Consider the following 16,117-nt stretch of genomic DNA (forward strand, 5'->3'; position numbering starts at 1 on the left):
AGGACAAGCACTGATTATAAAAGCCGATAGAAACGATATCTATGAACGCGTATCGTGATGGAGGTGTTGGACCCAGAGTTGTTGAGAACTTTTCTGACAGTTGAACGCGCAGGCGGTTTTACCGCGGCGGGGCGGATTCTCGGGCTGCGGCAGTCGACCGTGAGCGGACACATCGCCCGACTTGAACAGTCCGTCGGACGTGAGCTGTTCCGCCGCGACACCCGAAATCTGGCATTGACCGCGGACGGCGCTGCCATGGTGGGCTTCGCCCGTTCGATACTCGACGCCCAGGCACAGGCCGATCGCTACTTTGCGAGTTCCGAGCTGACCGGCCTGATCCGGCTCGGGGCCTCCGATGACCTGGTAGCTCGCGAGCTGCCCGATGTTCTTGTGGAGTTCCAGAACTCCCACCCTGGCGTGGATCTAGAGCTTGTCGTCGGACTCAGCGAGTACCTCAAGACCCGGATGACCGCGGGCGAACTAGACCTCATGGTGGCCAAGCGGCTGCCGGGCGAGACGCATGGTGAGCTGCTCTGGCGTGACAAGCTGGTGTGGGCCGGAAGGCCCAACACCCAGGACGTCCGCGATCCGGTTCCCATCGTCACCTATCCCCCGCCCAGCCTGACCCGGCACGCGGCGCTGCGCGCCCTCGAACGCGAGGGACGCACCTGGCGCATCGCCTGTGTCAGCGACAGTCAGCTGGGCCTGCGGGCTGCGGCCCTGGCCGGCATGGGCGTGATCTCCCATGCCGAATCACTCCTACCGGCGGGCCTGGTCAAAGTCAGCGATGACAGCCTGCCCGATCTGGGCGAGCTGGAGTTCGTGCTGTTGCGCCGCCGCAGCGTCTTGTCCGAACCCGAACAGGCACTGTGCGACTCGATTATCGCGAGCACGCATAGGCTGCACCGCTGACGTCAACTACTCAGTGAACGATCACTCCGCGAATGTTCTTGCCATCCCGCAGATCCTGGTAACCCTGGTTGATGTCCTCCAGGCGGTATCTGGCGGTTACCAGCTCGTCTAGCTGTAGCTGGCCCGTGTCGTAGAGACGAAGCAACCGCACGATGTCGTACTGCGGGTTGGCGGAACCAAAAAGAGTCCCTTTGATGGTCTTGCCGAAGAGCACCATCTCCATCCCCGATACATGCACGGTCAGCTTCGCCGGGTCCGCCAGCCCAGTCACCACTACCGTGCCGCCCTTGCCGACAGCGTTGAATGCGGCGGTGACAACCTCCTCATCCACCACACCGACGGTGATGATGGCCTGGTCCGCGCCCTGCCCCCAGGACAGTTCGTTGAGCTTCTCGGCTGCCTCTTCCGCGGTTGCGAAGGCATGCGTGGCACCGAATTTGGAAGCCATGTCCCGTTTGAATGGCACCGGATCGACGGCCACGATGTACTTGGCGCCGGCCTGTGCCGCTCCTTGCACGGCGTTGATGCCGATTCCGCCAATCCCATACACCACCGTGATGTCTCCGGGTCGTACCTCACCGGCATAGGTGGCGCTGCCCCACCCTGTCGGTACGCCACATCCGACGAGCACCGCCGTCTCCAACGGAATCCAGTCATCGATCTTGACGACCGAATATTGCGAGATGGTAGCGCGCTGAGCGAAAGTACCCAACATACACATCTGTCCGAAATCGATTCCCGCGCCGTGGAATCGGAAGGTACCGTCGGGCATGCAGCCTTCCAGGATGGTCGCTCCCATATCGCAGAGGCTCTGCCGCCCCGTCGAGCAGTAGCGGCAATACCCGCAACTCGGGATGAAGCTACAGACCACGTGGTCACCGGGCTTGACCTTGGTGACTCCGGGACCAACTTCCTCGATGATGCCCGCGCCTTCGTGTCCGCCGATGATCGGATAACGGGGCAGCAGGTCTCCGTCGGTGAGGTGTAGATCCGAATGACACAGTCCGGCAACGGTGTAGTTGATGAGAACCTCGCCTTCGCCTGGGCCGTCTAGGTCGAGCTCCATGAGCTCGAAAGGCTTTCCGGCTTCCAAAAGCACTGCGGCGGTTGTCTTCACAAATTTCTCCCTTGACTCGGCTAATGGACTGCGGCTGGCAACTCTTGGCTCGGCACCCCGACCCGTTCCAGCGCCCTGTAGAAGGCCCGCGGCTCGACCCACTCCTCGGGCGTGAAAACTCCGGCACGAACGTCCGATCCGCCGTCGAGCGCTACGACCATGAACGCGGCACATGCCGTGCCGGTCGCCGCAGCCATATCGGTGAACAGATAGGTGTCCGGACCGGCCACCGAGGTGCGGCGGCTGGCCACCGTGGGTATCCCGTCTCGCAGGCCCGTCACCTCGACCTTGAGTCCGGACTTGTAGGGGAACACATGACCAACGGCCGATAGGGCAAGGAACCTGATCAGCTCGGAGCGGGTCGCTTCCCCGGTGCGCACCAGATCACGCATGCCCGATAGGGCGTGACGCCATCCAGTCAAGCTGCCCAGCTTGCCAGTCAATAGCGCCTCAAGGAAGTTGATCGCCTCCTCCACCGGCATCTGCCCCTTCTGCACGGCCAGCGCGACGCCGCGGACCATGCCGTTGTAGGGCGCGGGGTCTAGACCGCCAAAACAGCGGATGTTGCTGGCGTTCGGATACTTACGCGGCAGGGTTACCGGTTCCGGGTGGGCGGTCTCGTGCACCATGGTGAGCCCCAGCCCACCACCCAGGTCGGTCCAGCGGGTCTCCTCCCAGGACTGGCGCATCACCGGCCCGCCGTTCTGCCACGTCATGCACGGACCCGCTGCGACGCGCAGCATATGGTCGAGAACCGCGCGCCCAATCGAGCCGCGCTCGTCGCCGACAACCCAGTACACGTCGATGTTCTCGACACTGTCCAGCTCGCTTGCAGCGTCGGCGGCGAGGACATTAGTGATCCCGGGCGAAGCGCCGCACCCGACGTACATGGGCACACCGGCCGATCTGGCCCGGTCGTGCAAAGACAGTGCGTGCAAGGTGCTCTCGATATCGTCGTCGAAGTCGAGGTACGGCACCCCGGCCTCCAGACACGCGTTCATGACGGGCTCAGCGGTGCGGTTGTACGGCCCAGCACCGAGCACCACGAGGGCAGCTCCGCCGACTGCCGCACGCAGCGCCTCGACGTCATACAGGTCGAGCCGCTGTGCCGTCGCGCGTCCGGCAGGAAGCTTCCGGACCAATGTGTCGAGTAATTCGGGTCTAATGTCATATAAGGCGAGCTCTCGCTCTCCGTCGGCGACCGCGAACCGCTCGATGGCCAACCGGCACATCTCGCCCGCTGCGCCGATGAAGACGACTCGTTGCGCGCTCATCGCCCCACTCCCTTTGCGTAGTCACTGTCTATCCGCCCGGGCGTCAGAACACCCGCAAGGAACTCCAGCTGGTCGTCGAGCACGGACCGGAGCCACGGTCCGTCATAGACATCGAAATGGTCGACCGGATATTCACGCACCCGCGCCCAGGGACCCGCCTTCCGCGCGGTGCGGCGTGCGGCGCGCGGAGGCGCCACCCTGTCGTTGGCGCCGATCTGGAACAGGACCGGGCACGCCAAATGCCCCGCGTATCGGGTAGGTCGGTTCAGCCCGACCTCCAGTGCCACCCGTGCGCGCACCTCGTTGCGCCACGTCGGCCCTCCCAATGACGTATAGATCTCCTCGGCCCCCGGAATATTCATCAATGATGTTGACCCCGGTTGCCCCACGACGGCGAGGTGATGCGGTGAACGACCAGCGACCACCCGAACAACATCTAACAGACCGTGCCCGGCAAGCCGGACTAACCGGCCGATGCCAGCGTCCCGTACCAGCTGCGCGAGGGTCACGAGACCGTCCGTCGCTGGGGTGAGCGATACCACGGCCGCAATTCGTTTATCTTGTGCCGCAACGGCAACGACATGACCGGCCGAGTACGAGATGCCCCACAGCACAACACGCTCTGCATCCACACCGGGCAGGTGCCGCGCCGCCCCGATGGCGGCGTGATAGTCCTGCCGTTGGCGGCGGTACGAAATATCCTGGCGGATTTCACCGTCGGACTCACCAAAACCCCGGTAGTCGATGACGAGCACATCCATTCCCGCCTCGGCAAATGCCTCGGCATATCCGAGTAGCCCAGTGTCGCGGGTGCCTGAGAATCCGTGCGCCATGACCACACAGGGCCTGCCCCTCGCGCTGGTTAAAGAATCGCTCTCGGCGCCGACATGCCATGCAGCACAGCGTGTGCCGTGGCTGGTGAAATTCAGTTCTCTCAACATTTCGATCTCCGATCAGGGCTGTGGTTGGGCTGACGTCACGGGCGCAAATCGCAGGGCGACGTCTTCAATGGGCCCATGTCGTAGCCGCTCAACATCGCTCTCATACGCGTGTGCCACGGTCCATGGGCCGCGGTCCCCGGCCTTGGGGAACTGCGCGATCCCGCGTTGGACATAACCCGCGCTCAGATCCATGAACGGTCCACGACCTATCGGCCGGCCATCCAGCACAGGAGTCACAACCCCGTATCCATGACAGTCCATGTGGTCAAGCAATCTGCAGAAGTGTTCGCAGACGAGATCAACCTTAAGAGTCCACGATAGGTTCGTATACCCGGCCGCGAACACGAAGTTCGGCACACCGGACAGCATCATGGACTTGAAAGTCGTTGTATCAGCCAGATTTACCGGCGATTCGTCCACGGCGTAGCGGACCTTGCCCATCGGGGACATGTTCAGCCCGGTTGCGGTGACGATGATATCGGCGATCAGCTCCTGGCCCGACTTCAGCAGGATCCCTCGCTCGGTGAATCGCTCGATTCGGTCGGTGACCACCGAAGCCCTACCCGACGAGATCGACTTGAACAGATCGCCGTCGGGCACCATGCACAGGCGTTGCTCCCACGGGCTATAGCGGGGCGAGAAATGAGTGTCGACGTCGAAACCCTTGGGAAGCTGCCGGCGCACATTGGCGATCAACAGCTTTCGCATCAGCCAAGGAGCCCGTACACACGCCTTGTAGACCCCGCGGCTCAGCGCAATGTTCTTGCGGCGGATCACCCGGTGGGCGCGACCGTGTCCCAGCAGTCTGTTGGCGACGTTGGCGAAGGGATCCGACGCCGGGATCGACGCCACATAGCTGGGCGAGCGCTGCAGCATCGTGACATGCGCAGCGGCACCTGACATTGCCGGGATCAAAGTGACAGCCGTAGCGCCACTACCTATCACGATGACACGCTTACCCGAGTAGTCCAGGCCTGTCGGCCAATGCTGCGGATGAATGACATCGCCACGGAAGTTTTCCTCACCCTTGAACTCGGGGGTGTACCCGGCGTCGTAGTCGTAATACCCGGTGCCCGAGAACAGAAATCGCGCGGAGAACCGCTCCACCTCCCCGGTGCCGGTGTGCTGTGCTGTCGCCACCCACCGACCGCTATTCGAGTCGAACTCGGCGCTCAACACCCGACGACCGAAACGAATGTGCGGTGCCAGCGCGCTATCGGTGACAACTTGCCGCAGGTAGTCCAGAATCAGATGCCCATCGGCGATGGCCTGCCGGTGTGTCCATGGCCGGAACCCGTAGCCGAAGGTGGGCATGTCCGAATCCGACCGGATTCCCGGATATTGAAACAAGTTCCACGTGCCACCGATTGCATCCTGAGCGTCTAGCACTACGAAGGAATCTCCCGGTCGATGAGTCTTGAGGTGATAGGCCGCCCCGATGCCCGAGATTCCGGCGCCGACGATCAGCACATCGACCTGTTGAATGGTGGTCATTTACTTGTTCCCCGGGAAGAATGACAACGGCTATTAGTAGCCGCGGCGGCTGAGTTGATCGGACACTCTGTCGGCTGCCCAAAGGGCGCGTACTGCCAGGGGGCTGTATGGCAGGTTCGGGGGAAACCAGGTTCGATTTGTCCAGACCGCTTCCAAATCCTCAGGCGACCTACCATCGATAAGACGATCGGCCAGCAACGAACCCAGGTACGGCGCTTGCGTCAATCCGTAACCGTTGCAGCCCAGGGCGTACAGAATGCGCGGATCGGACTGCCCCGCGACGGGCAGGAACGACGGGGTCATGGCAACCCAGCCGCCCCAGGTGCGCCGCGGCGCGATATCACGTAGCGAAGGGAACCGGTCGCGGAATCCGCGCAGCAGGTCCTTCACGATCTCCGGTTCAGGTGCGCGCACTCCCACCGGTCCCTGCGCGGACTGCACCTGTCGAGTGCCGAACACGATGGTGTTGTGAGGGGTTGGCCGGAAGTTGGATACCACACTGCTGTTGGTGGTGAACCCAGCACCGCTGGTCCAGCCGGTATCCGCAATGCGCTCGGGATCGATGGGCTCTGTCTCGGCTACCGATACCCACAGGGGTGTGGCAAGACGGGGCGGGGCAAAGGGCAGATCTTGAGAATAGGCGTTGGTCGCCAACAGAACCCGCCCGGCGCGAATCTGACCGTGGGGGACACCGACGACAAGGCCGGCACCGCTGGACTGCACCGAGAGCACCGGCGTGTGCTCGTAAACCGTTGCGCCGGAATTCAAAAGCGCCTGCCGCACCCCGAGGGTGTACTTGCCGGGATTGACCAGACCGCCGCCCGGTTCCAGCACGCCTCCCAAGAATCCGTGCGGCAGGCCGAATTCTCGGCCGTCCACGTATTCGGCTTTCGAACCGGCGGCCCGCAGGATCTCGGCGGCCTTCTTGGCGCTGCGGACCTCGCGCTCCGATGAGCTGACCATCGCCACGTTGCCGGTGCGCTGGTAGTCACACTCGATGCCCAGACGCTCGATCAGGCCATCGACATATTCCAAGGCTCCTTCGCCAAAGCGGACAATGCTCGGCAGCCGACGCGGATGCAACAACTTCAACAAGCGCGGATCGCCACCCAGAGCATCGGACAGGTGCCCGCCGTTGCGTGAGCTCGATCCCCAGCCGCAGATCCCAGCTTCCAACACAATGACGTCGGCGCCTCGCTCAGCCAGCCGTAGCCCAGCCGCCATTCCGCCCAACCCGCCGCCGACAATCGCGACATCACAACGGGTCTCGCCCTCCAGTGCGGCGGCCGTGTTGTCCGGTCGTGGCACCCAGCCCGTGTCGAATAGATACTCCATGCCAGCCATCTCAGGCTCCTTTCCTACTCAGGTACTGCGATGTGTTTGGCCCACCGTTTGATCTATGGTCAACGGCGACAGCGGAACTGGTCGCCGGTTGTGGTTATGCAGCGCGCGGTAGGCGTTGTGGTAGACGATCATCTGTAGTCCCCACGTCGTGAGGGCCGCGATGTAGAAGAGGGTCCGGTTCGCGTCGTCACCGGGTATGTCGTAGAAGTCGTATGTCACCGCGACGGCGAAGCCCATGAAGGTGACGATCACGACGCGCACCGCCTGGATCCGCTCACCGACGTTCCACAGCCGAGCGGCGAAATACAGCAAGAAGACCGTGGTGAGAAGGTTCATCGCAACAAGAAAGAGCGCGCCCGTGAGCCCGACGTGGTGGGTGGCGGGGTCCATGGTCCGCAGTGCGTACTCGGTCAGCCCCAGCCCGACCAACCCGGCCAGCGCAAAGACGCCGATATCGACTGCGCGCGAAGGCTTGTACCCATGGGTGACGACCATCAGTCCCAGCACAAGGATCACCGTGATGCCCACCGACCTGGAGAACGCGTCGAAGAAGATCGCGATGTGGAAACTCGTGCTGTCCGGGCGCAGGCCCAGCAGGCCATACATCAGGAAGTTGGTTCCCGATGTAGCGACGATGATCCATTCCAGACCGAGTAGATAGTTCTTGTAGTTGCGGATGAACTTCCACCCGTAGGTAAATCCCGCGTACACCATGAACAGGTCGGCGAGCGCGAACAGTGCGCCTCTGATATCCATCGGACTCCCTGCCTATTGGTGGACGTCGCTGAGCCGGCGCGCGGTAACCGCGGAGCTCGGCGAGACGATGGCCTCGATGACCTCATGTGGTTTCGAGCCACTCGTGGCGGCCAGCGTCGCGTAGAACCGCTCCGGATCGGCCCAGTCCTCCGGAGATAAGACACCCGAGAGCCCACCGATCTCGTCAACCGCCAAGGCCATGAATGCCGCTGTCGCCGAGCCGGTTCCGGCTGCCATGCTGGTCCAGGCCGTACCCGGTCCGCTCACCGCTAGTCGCCGGACCGAAACCACCTTCTCCCCGTCACGCGTGCCGGTCACCCGCACGTAGTTGGTCCCGCGATATTCGGGATGCTTCTTCGCGGCCGCGGTCGCCAGATACTTGAGCACCTCGGTCACGCGGATCTCGCCGCGCCGAATAGTGCCCCAAAGCCCCGCCAACGCGTGCCTCCAGACCTTGAGGGAACCGGTTTGGTCTGTCATCACGTCGTTGACGAAGTCGATTGCCTCGCTCATTTCAATCTTGTTGTGCTGCACCGCAACCGCGATACCTCGCATGATCCCGTTAATCGGAGGCGGATCGAGAGCACCCAACACTCGAATGCGATCGACGCCCGGCCAGCGCCGAGGCATCGTCACCGCCTCCGGGTGCGCACACTCGTAGAACCGATAGCCGTCACCAAAGGAATTGCCGATGTCGAAGACATCCGTCTCCAGGAAGGTCTGGTGAGTGACCACACGCCCGTGCTCCCAGGTCTGGCACGGCCCGGCGAAACCCCGAATCGCGTGATCGAGCACCGCACGTCCGAAGGCCACGGGTCCCTCGTCACCGGTCACCCAGCACACGTCGATTCGCTCGACGGTGTCCATATCACGCAACGCATCGGCCGCCATGACATTCGTCAGGCCGGGTGAGGCCCCGCATCCCACGAAGATCGGTACCCCGGCCTGCCTGGCCTGCACGTCGAGTTCCATCGCCGCCCGCGTGCTGGCCTCGTCGTCGTCGAGATCCAGATAGGGCACCCGCTTCTCGATGCAGGCTTCCATGACGGGCTCCGCGGTGCGGATGTACGGTCCAGCGCCCAGCACGACGAGGGTTGCCCCTTCGATCACCTCGCGCAACGCGCCCTCATCGAAGAGGTCAAGCGAGCCAACCGTCGCCGATCCCGCAGGGAGCTGGGCAACCAGGGCATGCAACGGCTCGGGCCGGATGTCGTACAGCTGCAGCTTCCAGTTCGCGTCGTCGTCCGCGATCCGCGCGAATCGTTCGATCGCGACTCGGCACATATCGCCCGCTGCCCCGATGAAGACGATCCGTTTGGTCTCTCTAGCCATGGCCCGAGCGTACGAACCGCGCGCCTCTCCGCGGTATGGTCGGCGGCCCAGATCTTGTCTGTGAATATGTGCGGTGGCACACTTTCCTCATGAGCAACCGGCCACCGTCACCCGAGGTCATCGAGCTGATGGGCGAAGTGGCCGAAGTCATGCTCGCCGACCTCGATGCTCTCGTCGCCGAGATGAGCGCGGCGGAGGTGGAACTATCTCCGGTGCTGGGCGTCGATGCGTCGGCGATAGCGGATACGTCAGCCAGCAACCACGCGGGTGCGCGCCAACTACTCAGCCTGTTCATCCGGCGCGATACCAACTGGACACTGCGAACCGCATCATTCGAACTGCCGCACGAAATGCTCGACGTGGCCCACACCGTTGCGCGCCGCGGACTGGACCTCGACGTGATCTTCCAGTCGTATCGGTATGCGCAGAATGTGGCCTGGCGCCATTTCATGGCGCACGCAACCCGGATTGCACCCCCCGGACCCGTACTGATGGAGCTACTGCACGTGTCCTCGGAACGGCTGTTCGATTACATCGACTACGCACTCACCAAAGTCATCGCCGCCACCCAGCGTGAACGCGAGGAGATGCTGGGCGGCGCGCTTGCCCGTCGGGCCGAGGCAATCCGACTCGTGCTGGACGACGCACCCATTCACAGTGACCGCGCCAGTGAACGGCTCGGATACCAGCTCAGCCGCTGGCACACCGCGCTGGTGCTGTGGTCGGGGCCGGGCGGCGAGGCACAAGGCGCATTGGAATCGGCCGCCACCGCCCTGGCCCGCGCGGTAGGCGCGCGGCCGCCGCTCACCCACTCTGTCGGAACGTCCGCACTCTGGGCGTGGTTGGGCAGTGACGCCGAACCGGACCTCGCTGCGCTACGCGAGCCAGCCGACAAGATCGCACCGAATATCCGTGTGGCCGTGGGCTCCACGCTGCGGGGGATCGCGGGGTTCCGCCGGTCACACGACCAGGCGCTGACCGTGCAACGACTACTCGCCGAAAACCTCGACGGACCCTCCGTCGGGCTCTACCGCGACCTGGAAGTGACCGCACTCGCGACTGCAGATATCAGTCGCGCAACGGAATTCGTGCAGTCGACACTTGGGAATCTCGCCGAGGACAACCCCGGCGCCGAGCGTCTGCGTGAGACGCTGCGCGTGTTTCTCGACGAGGCCGACAACGCGCCGCGCACCGCAACTCGGCTGCATACGCATCGAAACACCGTGCTGCAGCGCGTTGCCCGCGCCACCGAGCTACTCGGCTTCCCACCCGCGGACCGAAGACTGGCACTGGGGCTCGCCCTTGAGCTCGCCCAGCACCTGGGGCCGCGAGTGCTCGCACCGAATCAGTAGGAACCGTCCGCCAATACCCCGGCGACCTCCCGAGCTGCCGCCGCTCCGGTCTCCAATGCACCTTCCACACCGCCAGCACCCAGCCCGGCAATATCGCTGCCGGCGAAGCGAACTCGGCCACTCACCGCGCGCAGCTGCGCGGCCCCACCCGTCAGGTTCCCCGGCCGATGCCAGATCCAGCCACCCTTGGAGAACTCATCGGCGCCCCAGTTGTGGCTCGCAGTGTCGACCACCTCGATATCGGGGACGAAGACTCTTAGCGCGCGCTGCACGCCCTCGTGATCGTCGGCGTCGATGGCCGACGCGTCCGAGCACAGACACATAATGAGGGTGTCGCCATCATGATAGGAATCGAAGCGCGCGACGTTGATCGGGTTCTGACCGATGGGCGCAACGGTCTGAAACGGCTCGATCTCGCCCTTCGCCCGCACCCAGATCTTCGACGCCAGCACCGGGTTCTTCTGGTCGATCATGGTGCGTGAGGCAAGTGGGACATCCGGGGTGAAGGCGATATCGCCCAAGGTGTTGAGGGGCAGCGCGACGACCGCCGTGCGGGCATCGATCCGCTCGCCGGCGCGAGTGGTCACGGTGACCGAGATCCCGTTGTCCTGCACCGCCGCGACGGGCGTGCTCAGTCGCACCTCGGCACCCGACTCACAGATGAGGCCGTCGTAGAGCTGCTTGATCCCGCCCTCTACCGGCCAAGACCCGATGCTCTCGAAGTACCCCGCCCAGTCCCCGCAGTAGGCAGCGACCAACAGCAGCAGCTGCGCGACGCCTTGCTCGTCGTACGAGTGTGAAAGCGAAGCGAGCACACCTTCGACCACATCCCGCTCATACCTGGACAGACCGGACGAGTCGAACCGTTGCGCCATTGTCTGCTGTTCGATCGGCGAGGTATCCACCGCATTCACTTCGAACGGGGCGGGAAACCACTGGCGCGCATCGGCCGCGACGCGAGCCATCACCGAGGCCGCGGCCTGCCCGAACTCCTCAGCGGATCCGTGGTGCACGCGCCCGTCTGCCAGCCAGTGCACGGTATCGATGTGGTGCGGAAAGTCGAGTTTGAGGCCGTAGTGCTGTAGCTCACGCCAGACGTTCGGCGAGGTCCAGTGCAGGTAAGTGCCGCCGAATTCAATGGGCCGGCCAAAGGCCTCGCCCGTATAAGTACGCCCGCCGACGCGGTCACGCCCCTCCAAAAGCAACACCGAATATCCGCGCGTTCCGAGATCCCGCGCGGCGATGGCACCGGCGAAGCCGGCCCCGATCACCACGACGTCATAGCTGCTAGCCATCGCCTTCTCCCTCGTCGACCTTGTTGGACCGCACTGCGCGGCACATGACCACTCTAACTCGATTTCGATTCGAATTCGAGTTAGAGTGGATCACAGATAGCCCGTACGATCTCGAATCGTGATCGAGAACAATGCTGCACCGACGACGACACGCTCCACCGCGGTACAACGCCGCGGTATCGAGCGGGTTCAGGCGATCCTGGATGCCGCCGAGGATCTGCACAGCACGCAGGGCTACTCGGCCGCCACGCTCAAGGCGATCGGCGAGCGCGCCGGCATTCCCACCGCATCGCTGTATCACTACTTCGCGGACCGGCACCGAGTCGACGCCGCGCTCCTCGAACGTCACTTGACCGCGCTCAACGAAAGCGTGCGGTCAGCGATTCAAGATCACCCTCCGCGCACCCTGCGAGAAGCGGTCGAGGCGAGCGTCAATCCGTTGCTTGCCTACTTCCGGGCGCATCCCAGCCTCGTTCAACTCTGGTTTGTGGGGCGCGACGCGACGAGAGGCCTCTCCCCTTCACCCGATGCGGCATGGGCCGAACAGCTGTGGCGCCTCTTGCTCGATGCGGAGCTGATCCGCGCCGAAACACCAGTGCTTGTCCTCCAGTTGGCTTTTGAAGCCGGCGACCGGCTCTTCGATGTCGCCTTCCAGCGCTCCCCGACCGGGGACGAAGCCATCATCGAAGAGCTACGAGGCATGATCACCGCATACCTGCAGACCTACGCGCCGCAGGCCTAGGCGGGTAGCGCGAAGTACGCCACAGACCCGACCGCCAGCGCCAGGAATACGGCTGGGAACGCGATGTTGTACAGCACCCTGGCGCGGATGTGGACGGCGATGGCGACAACGAAGAACACCACCAAGCCAATTGCCGCCGCAAGACCGAGCACCTTCACACCGGCAAGGCCGATGACAAGGCCCACTACCCCGGCGCCCTCGATCACCGCAAGATACGGAAGCCAGCGTGGCGCCAGCCCCACTTCTCCCGAGTTCTTGAGCACGGCTTCCGCCTTGACCGCCTTGGCAGCCACCTCATATCCATTGGCGATAACGCACAGGACCGTCGCGACCAGCAGGCCGCCTTCGAGTATGGACATCAGCCCTCATACCTTCCCAGCACCGTGAAAGGTTGGGGTGCAACGGGCTCTCCGGCCCAACCCGTGACCTTCGAGCGAAAGTCGAGTGCAGCGGGGATGCCGAGCAGCGGATTGTCTACGCCGTCAGCCAACTGCAGCATAAACACGAAATCGGGACCATCGCCCACCCTGCCCGCGGTGTACGTCATGCCCTCCGGTGCGGCCGCACCCACCGCCGTGAACAGCGCGGCGATGGCACTCTCCACCTCCTGGATCTGTTCCGCCGCTGTGCTGAACCGGACCATCTGTACGCTCATATTTGCCCTCCTATCTAGTCGGATTCGCTAACCTCACCCCTCTTGACGACCGGCATGACGGAAAGGTGACCTCCCCGTGGGTCTCATCGAAAAATTCGACGCGGCACGTCCGCGGCTGCTGTCCATCGCTCACCGCATCCTGGGTTCGCACCACGACGCAGAGGACGCGGTGCAGGCGGCCTGGATTCGCGCCCAGGCCGCAGATCTGGAATCGGTGGATAACCTCGACGGGTGGCTCACCACAGTCACCGCGCGTCTGTGTCTGGATCAGCTCCGCGTCCGCGAGCGCCACGGCGAGATTCCACTCACCGCGGAACACATCCCCGGAACACAGCTGGCCGCAGACGAGGATTTCCTGCGCCGTGAGGAGGTTTCACGGGCGATGCTGGTGGTGCTCGACGAACTCTCCCCCAAGCAGCGCATCGCCTACGTCTTGCACGATCTGTTCGCCGTACCGTTCGAGGACATCGCCGCCGTGCTCGACACCACGGCCGCCTCGGCTAAGAAGCTCGCCAGCCGCGCTCGGATACGGCTCAGCGACGCGGACCCCGAGAGTGCCCGCGAGACCGAGAATCAACTCGAGATCGTGGAGGCCTTCCTGTCGGCGGCCCGCGGCGGCGACATCGAGCGGCTGATCACTCTGATGGCGCCCGATGTAGTCCGCACAGTTGATCGTGCGCTCATCCCCAGCGGCGCCGCCACACTCGTGCGCGGAGCCCGGGCGGTCGCCGAGGAGACACGCTCCTTCATCGAGCGCATTTCGGTGGCAACAGCACTGCTCGTCGACGGACGGCCGGGCGCCGTCATCGCACCGGGCGGCCATCCCCTCGCCGTCATCCACATGGACACCCGAGACGGACTGGTCACGGGAATCAACATCGCCCCATACGCGGCCGGGCGTGTCGAGCTGTCGGTGCCGCAAGGCCAGATCCCGTAGAACCGACCGACGTACTTAGGCGCTGCTGTACTCGACTGCCCAACTGGGACTGCGCTTTTCGAGAAAGGCAAGCATGCCTTCCTTCGCCTCGCCAGAGTTGAACAGGCGAGCCGACATGGCGGCGAGCTCATCTGCCTGCGCGTCGAATGCCGCGCGGCGCGCCTGGGTGGTGACGGGCTTGCACGCGGCAAGGGCCTGCGGCGAGCACAGTCGCAGCTCGTCGAACAGGGCCTCAGCCGCAGCGGTCACATCATCAACCACCTCCGTGATCAAGCCTGCCCGCGCCGCGGTCGCGGCGTCGAACTTCTCACCCGTCAGGTAGTAGCGGCTCACCGCACGTTCGGACATGCGACCCATGGTGGTGAGCGCGATCATTGCCGGTGCCACCCCAATCCGGACTTCGCTGAACGCAAACGAACACGACCGCCCCGTCAGGACGATGTCTGCCGCACCGACCAGCCCCAGCCCGCCCGCACGCACGTGGCCATCGAGGGTGGCGACCACCGGTTTCGGCGCCTCGACGATCGCGCGTAGCAGGGCGATCATCGAGTCCGTCGACTTGACTCCGGACTTCATCTCAGACAGGTCCGCGCCCGCACAAAAGACGGGCCCGGTGTGCGTCAGCTGGATAGCGCGGACGCGCGGGTCCGACGAGGCCTCTGCGAGGCGCTCGCCCAGTTCGGCGGTCAGCTGACGTGAGAGTGCATTGCGGTTGTGCGGTGAGTCCAGCTCTATCCGACCGATGCCCCGGTCCCGTTGATAGTGAACGAGTTCCGCATATACAGCCATGATGGTTCCCTTCCTCAGTACGATTTGGGCAGGCCCAGGCTGTTCTGGGCGACGTAGTTGAGCACCATCTCGCGGCTGACGGGAGCGATGCGGCCGAGCGCGGTCATGCTCAGCATCATGGCCATACCGTGTTCGGCCGCAAGCCCGTTGCCACCCATGGATTGCACGGCTTGCTGATTCGCACGAGCGGCAACCTCAGCTCCCGCAAACCTGGCCATATTGGCCGCCTCGCCAGCCGCCAGATCGTCGCCCGTGTCATAGACGGTGGCAGCCTTCTGCAGCATGAGTTTGGCCAGCTCATGCTCGATCTTGATCTGTGCCAGCGGATGCGCGAGTCCTTGGTGTGCGCCGATGGGCGTGCCCCACACCGAGCGAGTCTTGGTGTATCCGACAGCCTTGTCCAAGAAGTAGCGGGTGACGCCCGCGCTGCCCGCGGCGACCATGAGACGTTCGGGGTTCAGGCCTGCGAAAAGCTGCCACAGCGCTGAATCATGCTCCCCGACAAGGGCATGCGATGGTAGACGTACATCGTCGAGGAACAGCGCGAACTGGTTGTCGGGCAATCCCAGGTCCAGCTCGATGCGATGTCTGACGAGGTTGGGACTGTCCGTGGGCATCAAGAACAGTGCGGGCTTGAGCTTGCCGGTCTTGGCGTCCTCCGTGCGCGCGACAATCAGGACCGCGTCTGCTTGGTCGACACCGGAGATGAATGTCTTACGGCCCGTGAGTAACCAGTCGCTCCCATCCCGGCGAGCCACCGTGGCGATGTTGTGGGAGTTGGTCCCGGCGTCTGGTTCGGTGATACCGAAGGCGATGATCTTCTCGCCGGTGGCCATACCCGGCAACCAGTATGACTTCTGCTCGTCCGTGCCGAACCTCGTGATGATGGTGCCGGCGATCGCGGGCGAGACCACCATCATCAGCAAGCCGCACAGCTGGGCCGAGAGCTCCTCGTAAACGATCGTCAACTCGTACATGCCCGCGCCACCGCCGCCGTACTCCTCGGGAAGGTTTACTCCGAGGAACCCCAGTTGGCCCGCTTCCTGCCACAGTTCACGCAAGGGCTCACGACTACGGCACCGGGGTAGACAATATTCCGGACCGTAGCTCTGCGCCAGTTTGGATACCGCATGGCGCAGTGCGATCTGTTCGTCGGTTTCGCTGAAATCCACTGTTA

At 63.8% G+C, this 16,117-nt stretch carries 16 protein-coding genes; 4 read left to right on the forward strand and 12 right to left on the reverse strand.

The features are described from left to right. The first annotated feature begins 57 nt into the window (after positions 1-57). Positions 58-912 (forward strand): LysR substrate-binding domain-containing protein, encoded by an 855-nt coding sequence (locus ABG82_RS26470; protein WP_043078348.1) that lies wholly within the window; start codon positions 58-60, stop codon positions 910-912. Between the two features lie 10 nt (positions 913-922). On the opposite strand, the gene ABG82_RS26475 is transcribed toward ABG82_RS26470, so the two are convergent. The 7 genes from ABG82_RS26475 to ABG82_RS26505 are packed head-to-tail and all read right to left on the reverse strand — an operon-like array spanning position 923 to position 9,170. Then, positions 923-2,029 (reverse strand): NDMA-dependent alcohol dehydrogenase, encoded by a 1,107-nt coding sequence (locus ABG82_RS26475; RefSeq protein ID WP_043078347.1) that lies wholly within the window; start codon positions 2,027-2,029, stop codon positions 923-925. 20 nt (positions 2,030-2,049) lie between these two features. Beyond that, positions 2,050-3,303, reverse strand: a complete 1,254-nt coding sequence (locus ABG82_RS26480; protein WP_043078346.1) for a saccharopine dehydrogenase family protein — start codon at positions 3,301-3,303, stop codon at positions 2,050-2,052. Then, entirely contained in the window at positions 3,300-4,244 is a 945-nt protein-coding gene (locus ABG82_RS26485) for an alpha/beta hydrolase (protein ID WP_043078345.1), read from the reverse strand. The genes ABG82_RS26480 and ABG82_RS26485 overlap by 4 nt, the downstream gene beginning before the upstream one ends. 12 nt (positions 4,245-4,256) lie before the next feature. Further along, positions 4,257-5,738 carry a flavin-containing monooxygenase gene (locus tag ABG82_RS26490; RefSeq protein WP_043078344.1) on the reverse strand — a complete coding sequence of 494 codons (1,482 nt, stop codon included), beginning with the start codon at positions 5,736-5,738 and terminating at the stop codon, positions 4,257-4,259. 33 nt (positions 5,739-5,771) lie between these two features. Next, the gene (locus ABG82_RS26495; RefSeq protein ID WP_078343422.1) at positions 5,772-7,082 is read right to left on the reverse strand and encodes an NAD(P)/FAD-dependent oxidoreductase; all 1,311 of its coding nucleotides are present in this window, start codon (positions 7,080-7,082) and stop codon (positions 5,772-5,774) included. Between the two features lie 18 nt (positions 7,083-7,100). Further along, the gene (locus ABG82_RS26500; RefSeq protein WP_043078343.1) at positions 7,101-7,838 is read right to left on the reverse strand and encodes a hypothetical protein; all 738 of its coding nucleotides are present in this window, start codon (positions 7,836-7,838) and stop codon (positions 7,101-7,103) included. 12 nt (positions 7,839-7,850) lie between these two features. Continuing rightward, positions 7,851-9,170: a saccharopine dehydrogenase family protein gene (locus ABG82_RS26505; protein WP_043078342.1), complete on the reverse strand. Its 1,320-nt coding sequence runs from the start codon at positions 9,168-9,170 to the stop codon at positions 7,851-7,853. Between the two features lie 89 nt (positions 9,171-9,259). Between ABG82_RS26505 and ABG82_RS26510 the strand changes: the two genes are divergently transcribed. Further along, a complete protein-coding gene (locus ABG82_RS26510) occupies positions 9,260-10,522 on the forward strand; it encodes a PucR family transcriptional regulator (protein ID WP_043078341.1) in 1,263 nt (420 codons plus the stop codon). Here the strand turns inward: ABG82_RS26510 and ABG82_RS26515 are convergent. Further along, positions 10,516-11,817, reverse strand: a complete 1,302-nt coding sequence (locus tag ABG82_RS26515; RefSeq protein WP_043078340.1) for a flavin monoamine oxidase family protein — start codon at positions 11,815-11,817, stop codon at positions 10,516-10,518. The genes ABG82_RS26510 and ABG82_RS26515 overlap by 7 nt on opposite strands. A 118-nt stretch (positions 11,818-11,935) precedes the next feature. Between ABG82_RS26515 and ABG82_RS26520 the strand changes: the two genes are divergently transcribed. Further along, on the forward strand, positions 11,936-12,559 hold the full coding sequence (locus ABG82_RS26520; protein WP_043078339.1) for a TetR/AcrR family transcriptional regulator: 624 nt from the start codon (positions 11,936-11,938) through the stop codon (positions 12,557-12,559). Here the strand turns inward: ABG82_RS26520 and ABG82_RS26525 are convergent. Beyond that, on the reverse strand, positions 12,556-12,918 hold the full coding sequence (locus ABG82_RS26525; protein WP_043078338.1) for a DoxX family protein: 363 nt from the start codon (positions 12,916-12,918) through the stop codon (positions 12,556-12,558). The genes ABG82_RS26520 and ABG82_RS26525 overlap by 4 nt on opposite strands. Next, entirely contained in the window at positions 12,918-13,214 is a 297-nt protein-coding gene (locus tag ABG82_RS26530; RefSeq protein WP_043078337.1) for a hypothetical protein, read from the reverse strand. Before ABG82_RS26530 ends, ABG82_RS26525 begins: the two co-directional genes overlap by 1 nt. A 76-nt stretch (positions 13,215-13,290) precedes the next feature. Between ABG82_RS26530 and ABG82_RS26535 the strand changes: the two genes are divergently transcribed. Continuing rightward, entirely contained in the window at positions 13,291-14,151 is an 861-nt protein-coding gene (locus tag ABG82_RS26535; protein WP_043078336.1) for a sigma-70 family RNA polymerase sigma factor, read from the forward strand. Between the two features lie 15 nt (positions 14,152-14,166). Here the strand turns inward: ABG82_RS26535 and ABG82_RS26540 are convergent, their stop codons facing one another. After that, positions 14,167-14,940, reverse strand: a complete 774-nt coding sequence (locus tag ABG82_RS26540) for an enoyl-CoA hydratase family protein (RefSeq protein ID WP_043078335.1) — start codon at positions 14,938-14,940, stop codon at positions 14,167-14,169. 14 nt (positions 14,941-14,954) lie between these two features. Further along, the gene (locus ABG82_RS26545) at positions 14,955-16,112 is read right to left on the reverse strand and encodes an acyl-CoA dehydrogenase family protein (RefSeq protein ID WP_043078334.1); all 1,158 of its coding nucleotides are present in this window, start codon (positions 16,110-16,112) and stop codon (positions 14,955-14,957) included. Between the last annotated feature and the right edge of the window lie 5 nt (positions 16,113-16,117).

It is taken from the genome of Mycobacteroides immunogenum, from assembly GCF_001605725.1.
Lineage (GTDB): Bacteria > Actinomycetota > Actinomycetes > Mycobacteriales > Mycobacteriaceae > Mycobacterium > Mycobacterium immunogenum.

Excerpts from the sequence above, each read along its gene's own strand:
- ABG82_RS26470 (WP_043078348.1), top strand. The coding sequence starts at position 58 with ATGGAGGTGTTGGACCCAGAGTTGTTGAGAACTTTTCTGACAGTTGAA.
- ABG82_RS26480 (WP_043078346.1), bottom strand. The coding sequence starts at position 3,303 with ATGAGCGCGCAACGAGTCGTCTTCATCGGCGCAGCGGGCGAGATGTGC.
- ABG82_RS26485 (WP_043078345.1), bottom strand. The coding sequence starts at position 4,244 with ATGTTGAGAGAACTGAATTTCACCAGCCACGGCACACGCTGTGCTGCA.
- ABG82_RS26490 (WP_043078344.1), bottom strand. The coding sequence starts at position 5,738 with ATGACCACCATTCAACAGGTCGATGTGCTGATCGTCGGCGCCGGAATC.
- ABG82_RS26495 (WP_078343422.1), bottom strand. The coding sequence starts at position 7,082 with ATGGCTGGCATGGAGTATCTATTCGACACGGGCTGGGTGCCACGACCG.
- ABG82_RS26500 (WP_043078343.1), bottom strand. The coding sequence starts at position 7,838 with ATGGATATCAGAGGCGCACTGTTCGCGCTCGCCGACCTGTTCATGGTG.
- ABG82_RS26505 (WP_043078342.1), bottom strand. The coding sequence starts at position 9,170 with ATGGCTAGAGAGACCAAACGGATCGTCTTCATCGGGGCAGCGGGCGAT.
- ABG82_RS26510 (WP_043078341.1), top strand. The coding sequence starts at position 9,260 with ATGAGCAACCGGCCACCGTCACCCGAGGTCATCGAGCTGATGGGCGAA.
- ABG82_RS26515 (WP_043078340.1), bottom strand. The coding sequence starts at position 11,817 with ATGGCTAGCAGCTATGACGTCGTGGTGATCGGGGCCGGCTTCGCCGGT.
- ABG82_RS26525 (WP_043078338.1), bottom strand. The coding sequence starts at position 12,918 with ATGTCCATACTCGAAGGCGGCCTGCTGGTCGCGACGGTCCTGTGCGTT.
- ABG82_RS26530 (WP_043078337.1), bottom strand. The coding sequence starts at position 13,214 with ATGAGCGTACAGATGGTCCGGTTCAGCACAGCGGCGGAACAGATCCAG.
- ABG82_RS26540 (WP_043078335.1), bottom strand. The coding sequence starts at position 14,940 with ATGGCTGTATATGCGGAACTCGTTCACTATCAACGGGACCGGGGCATC.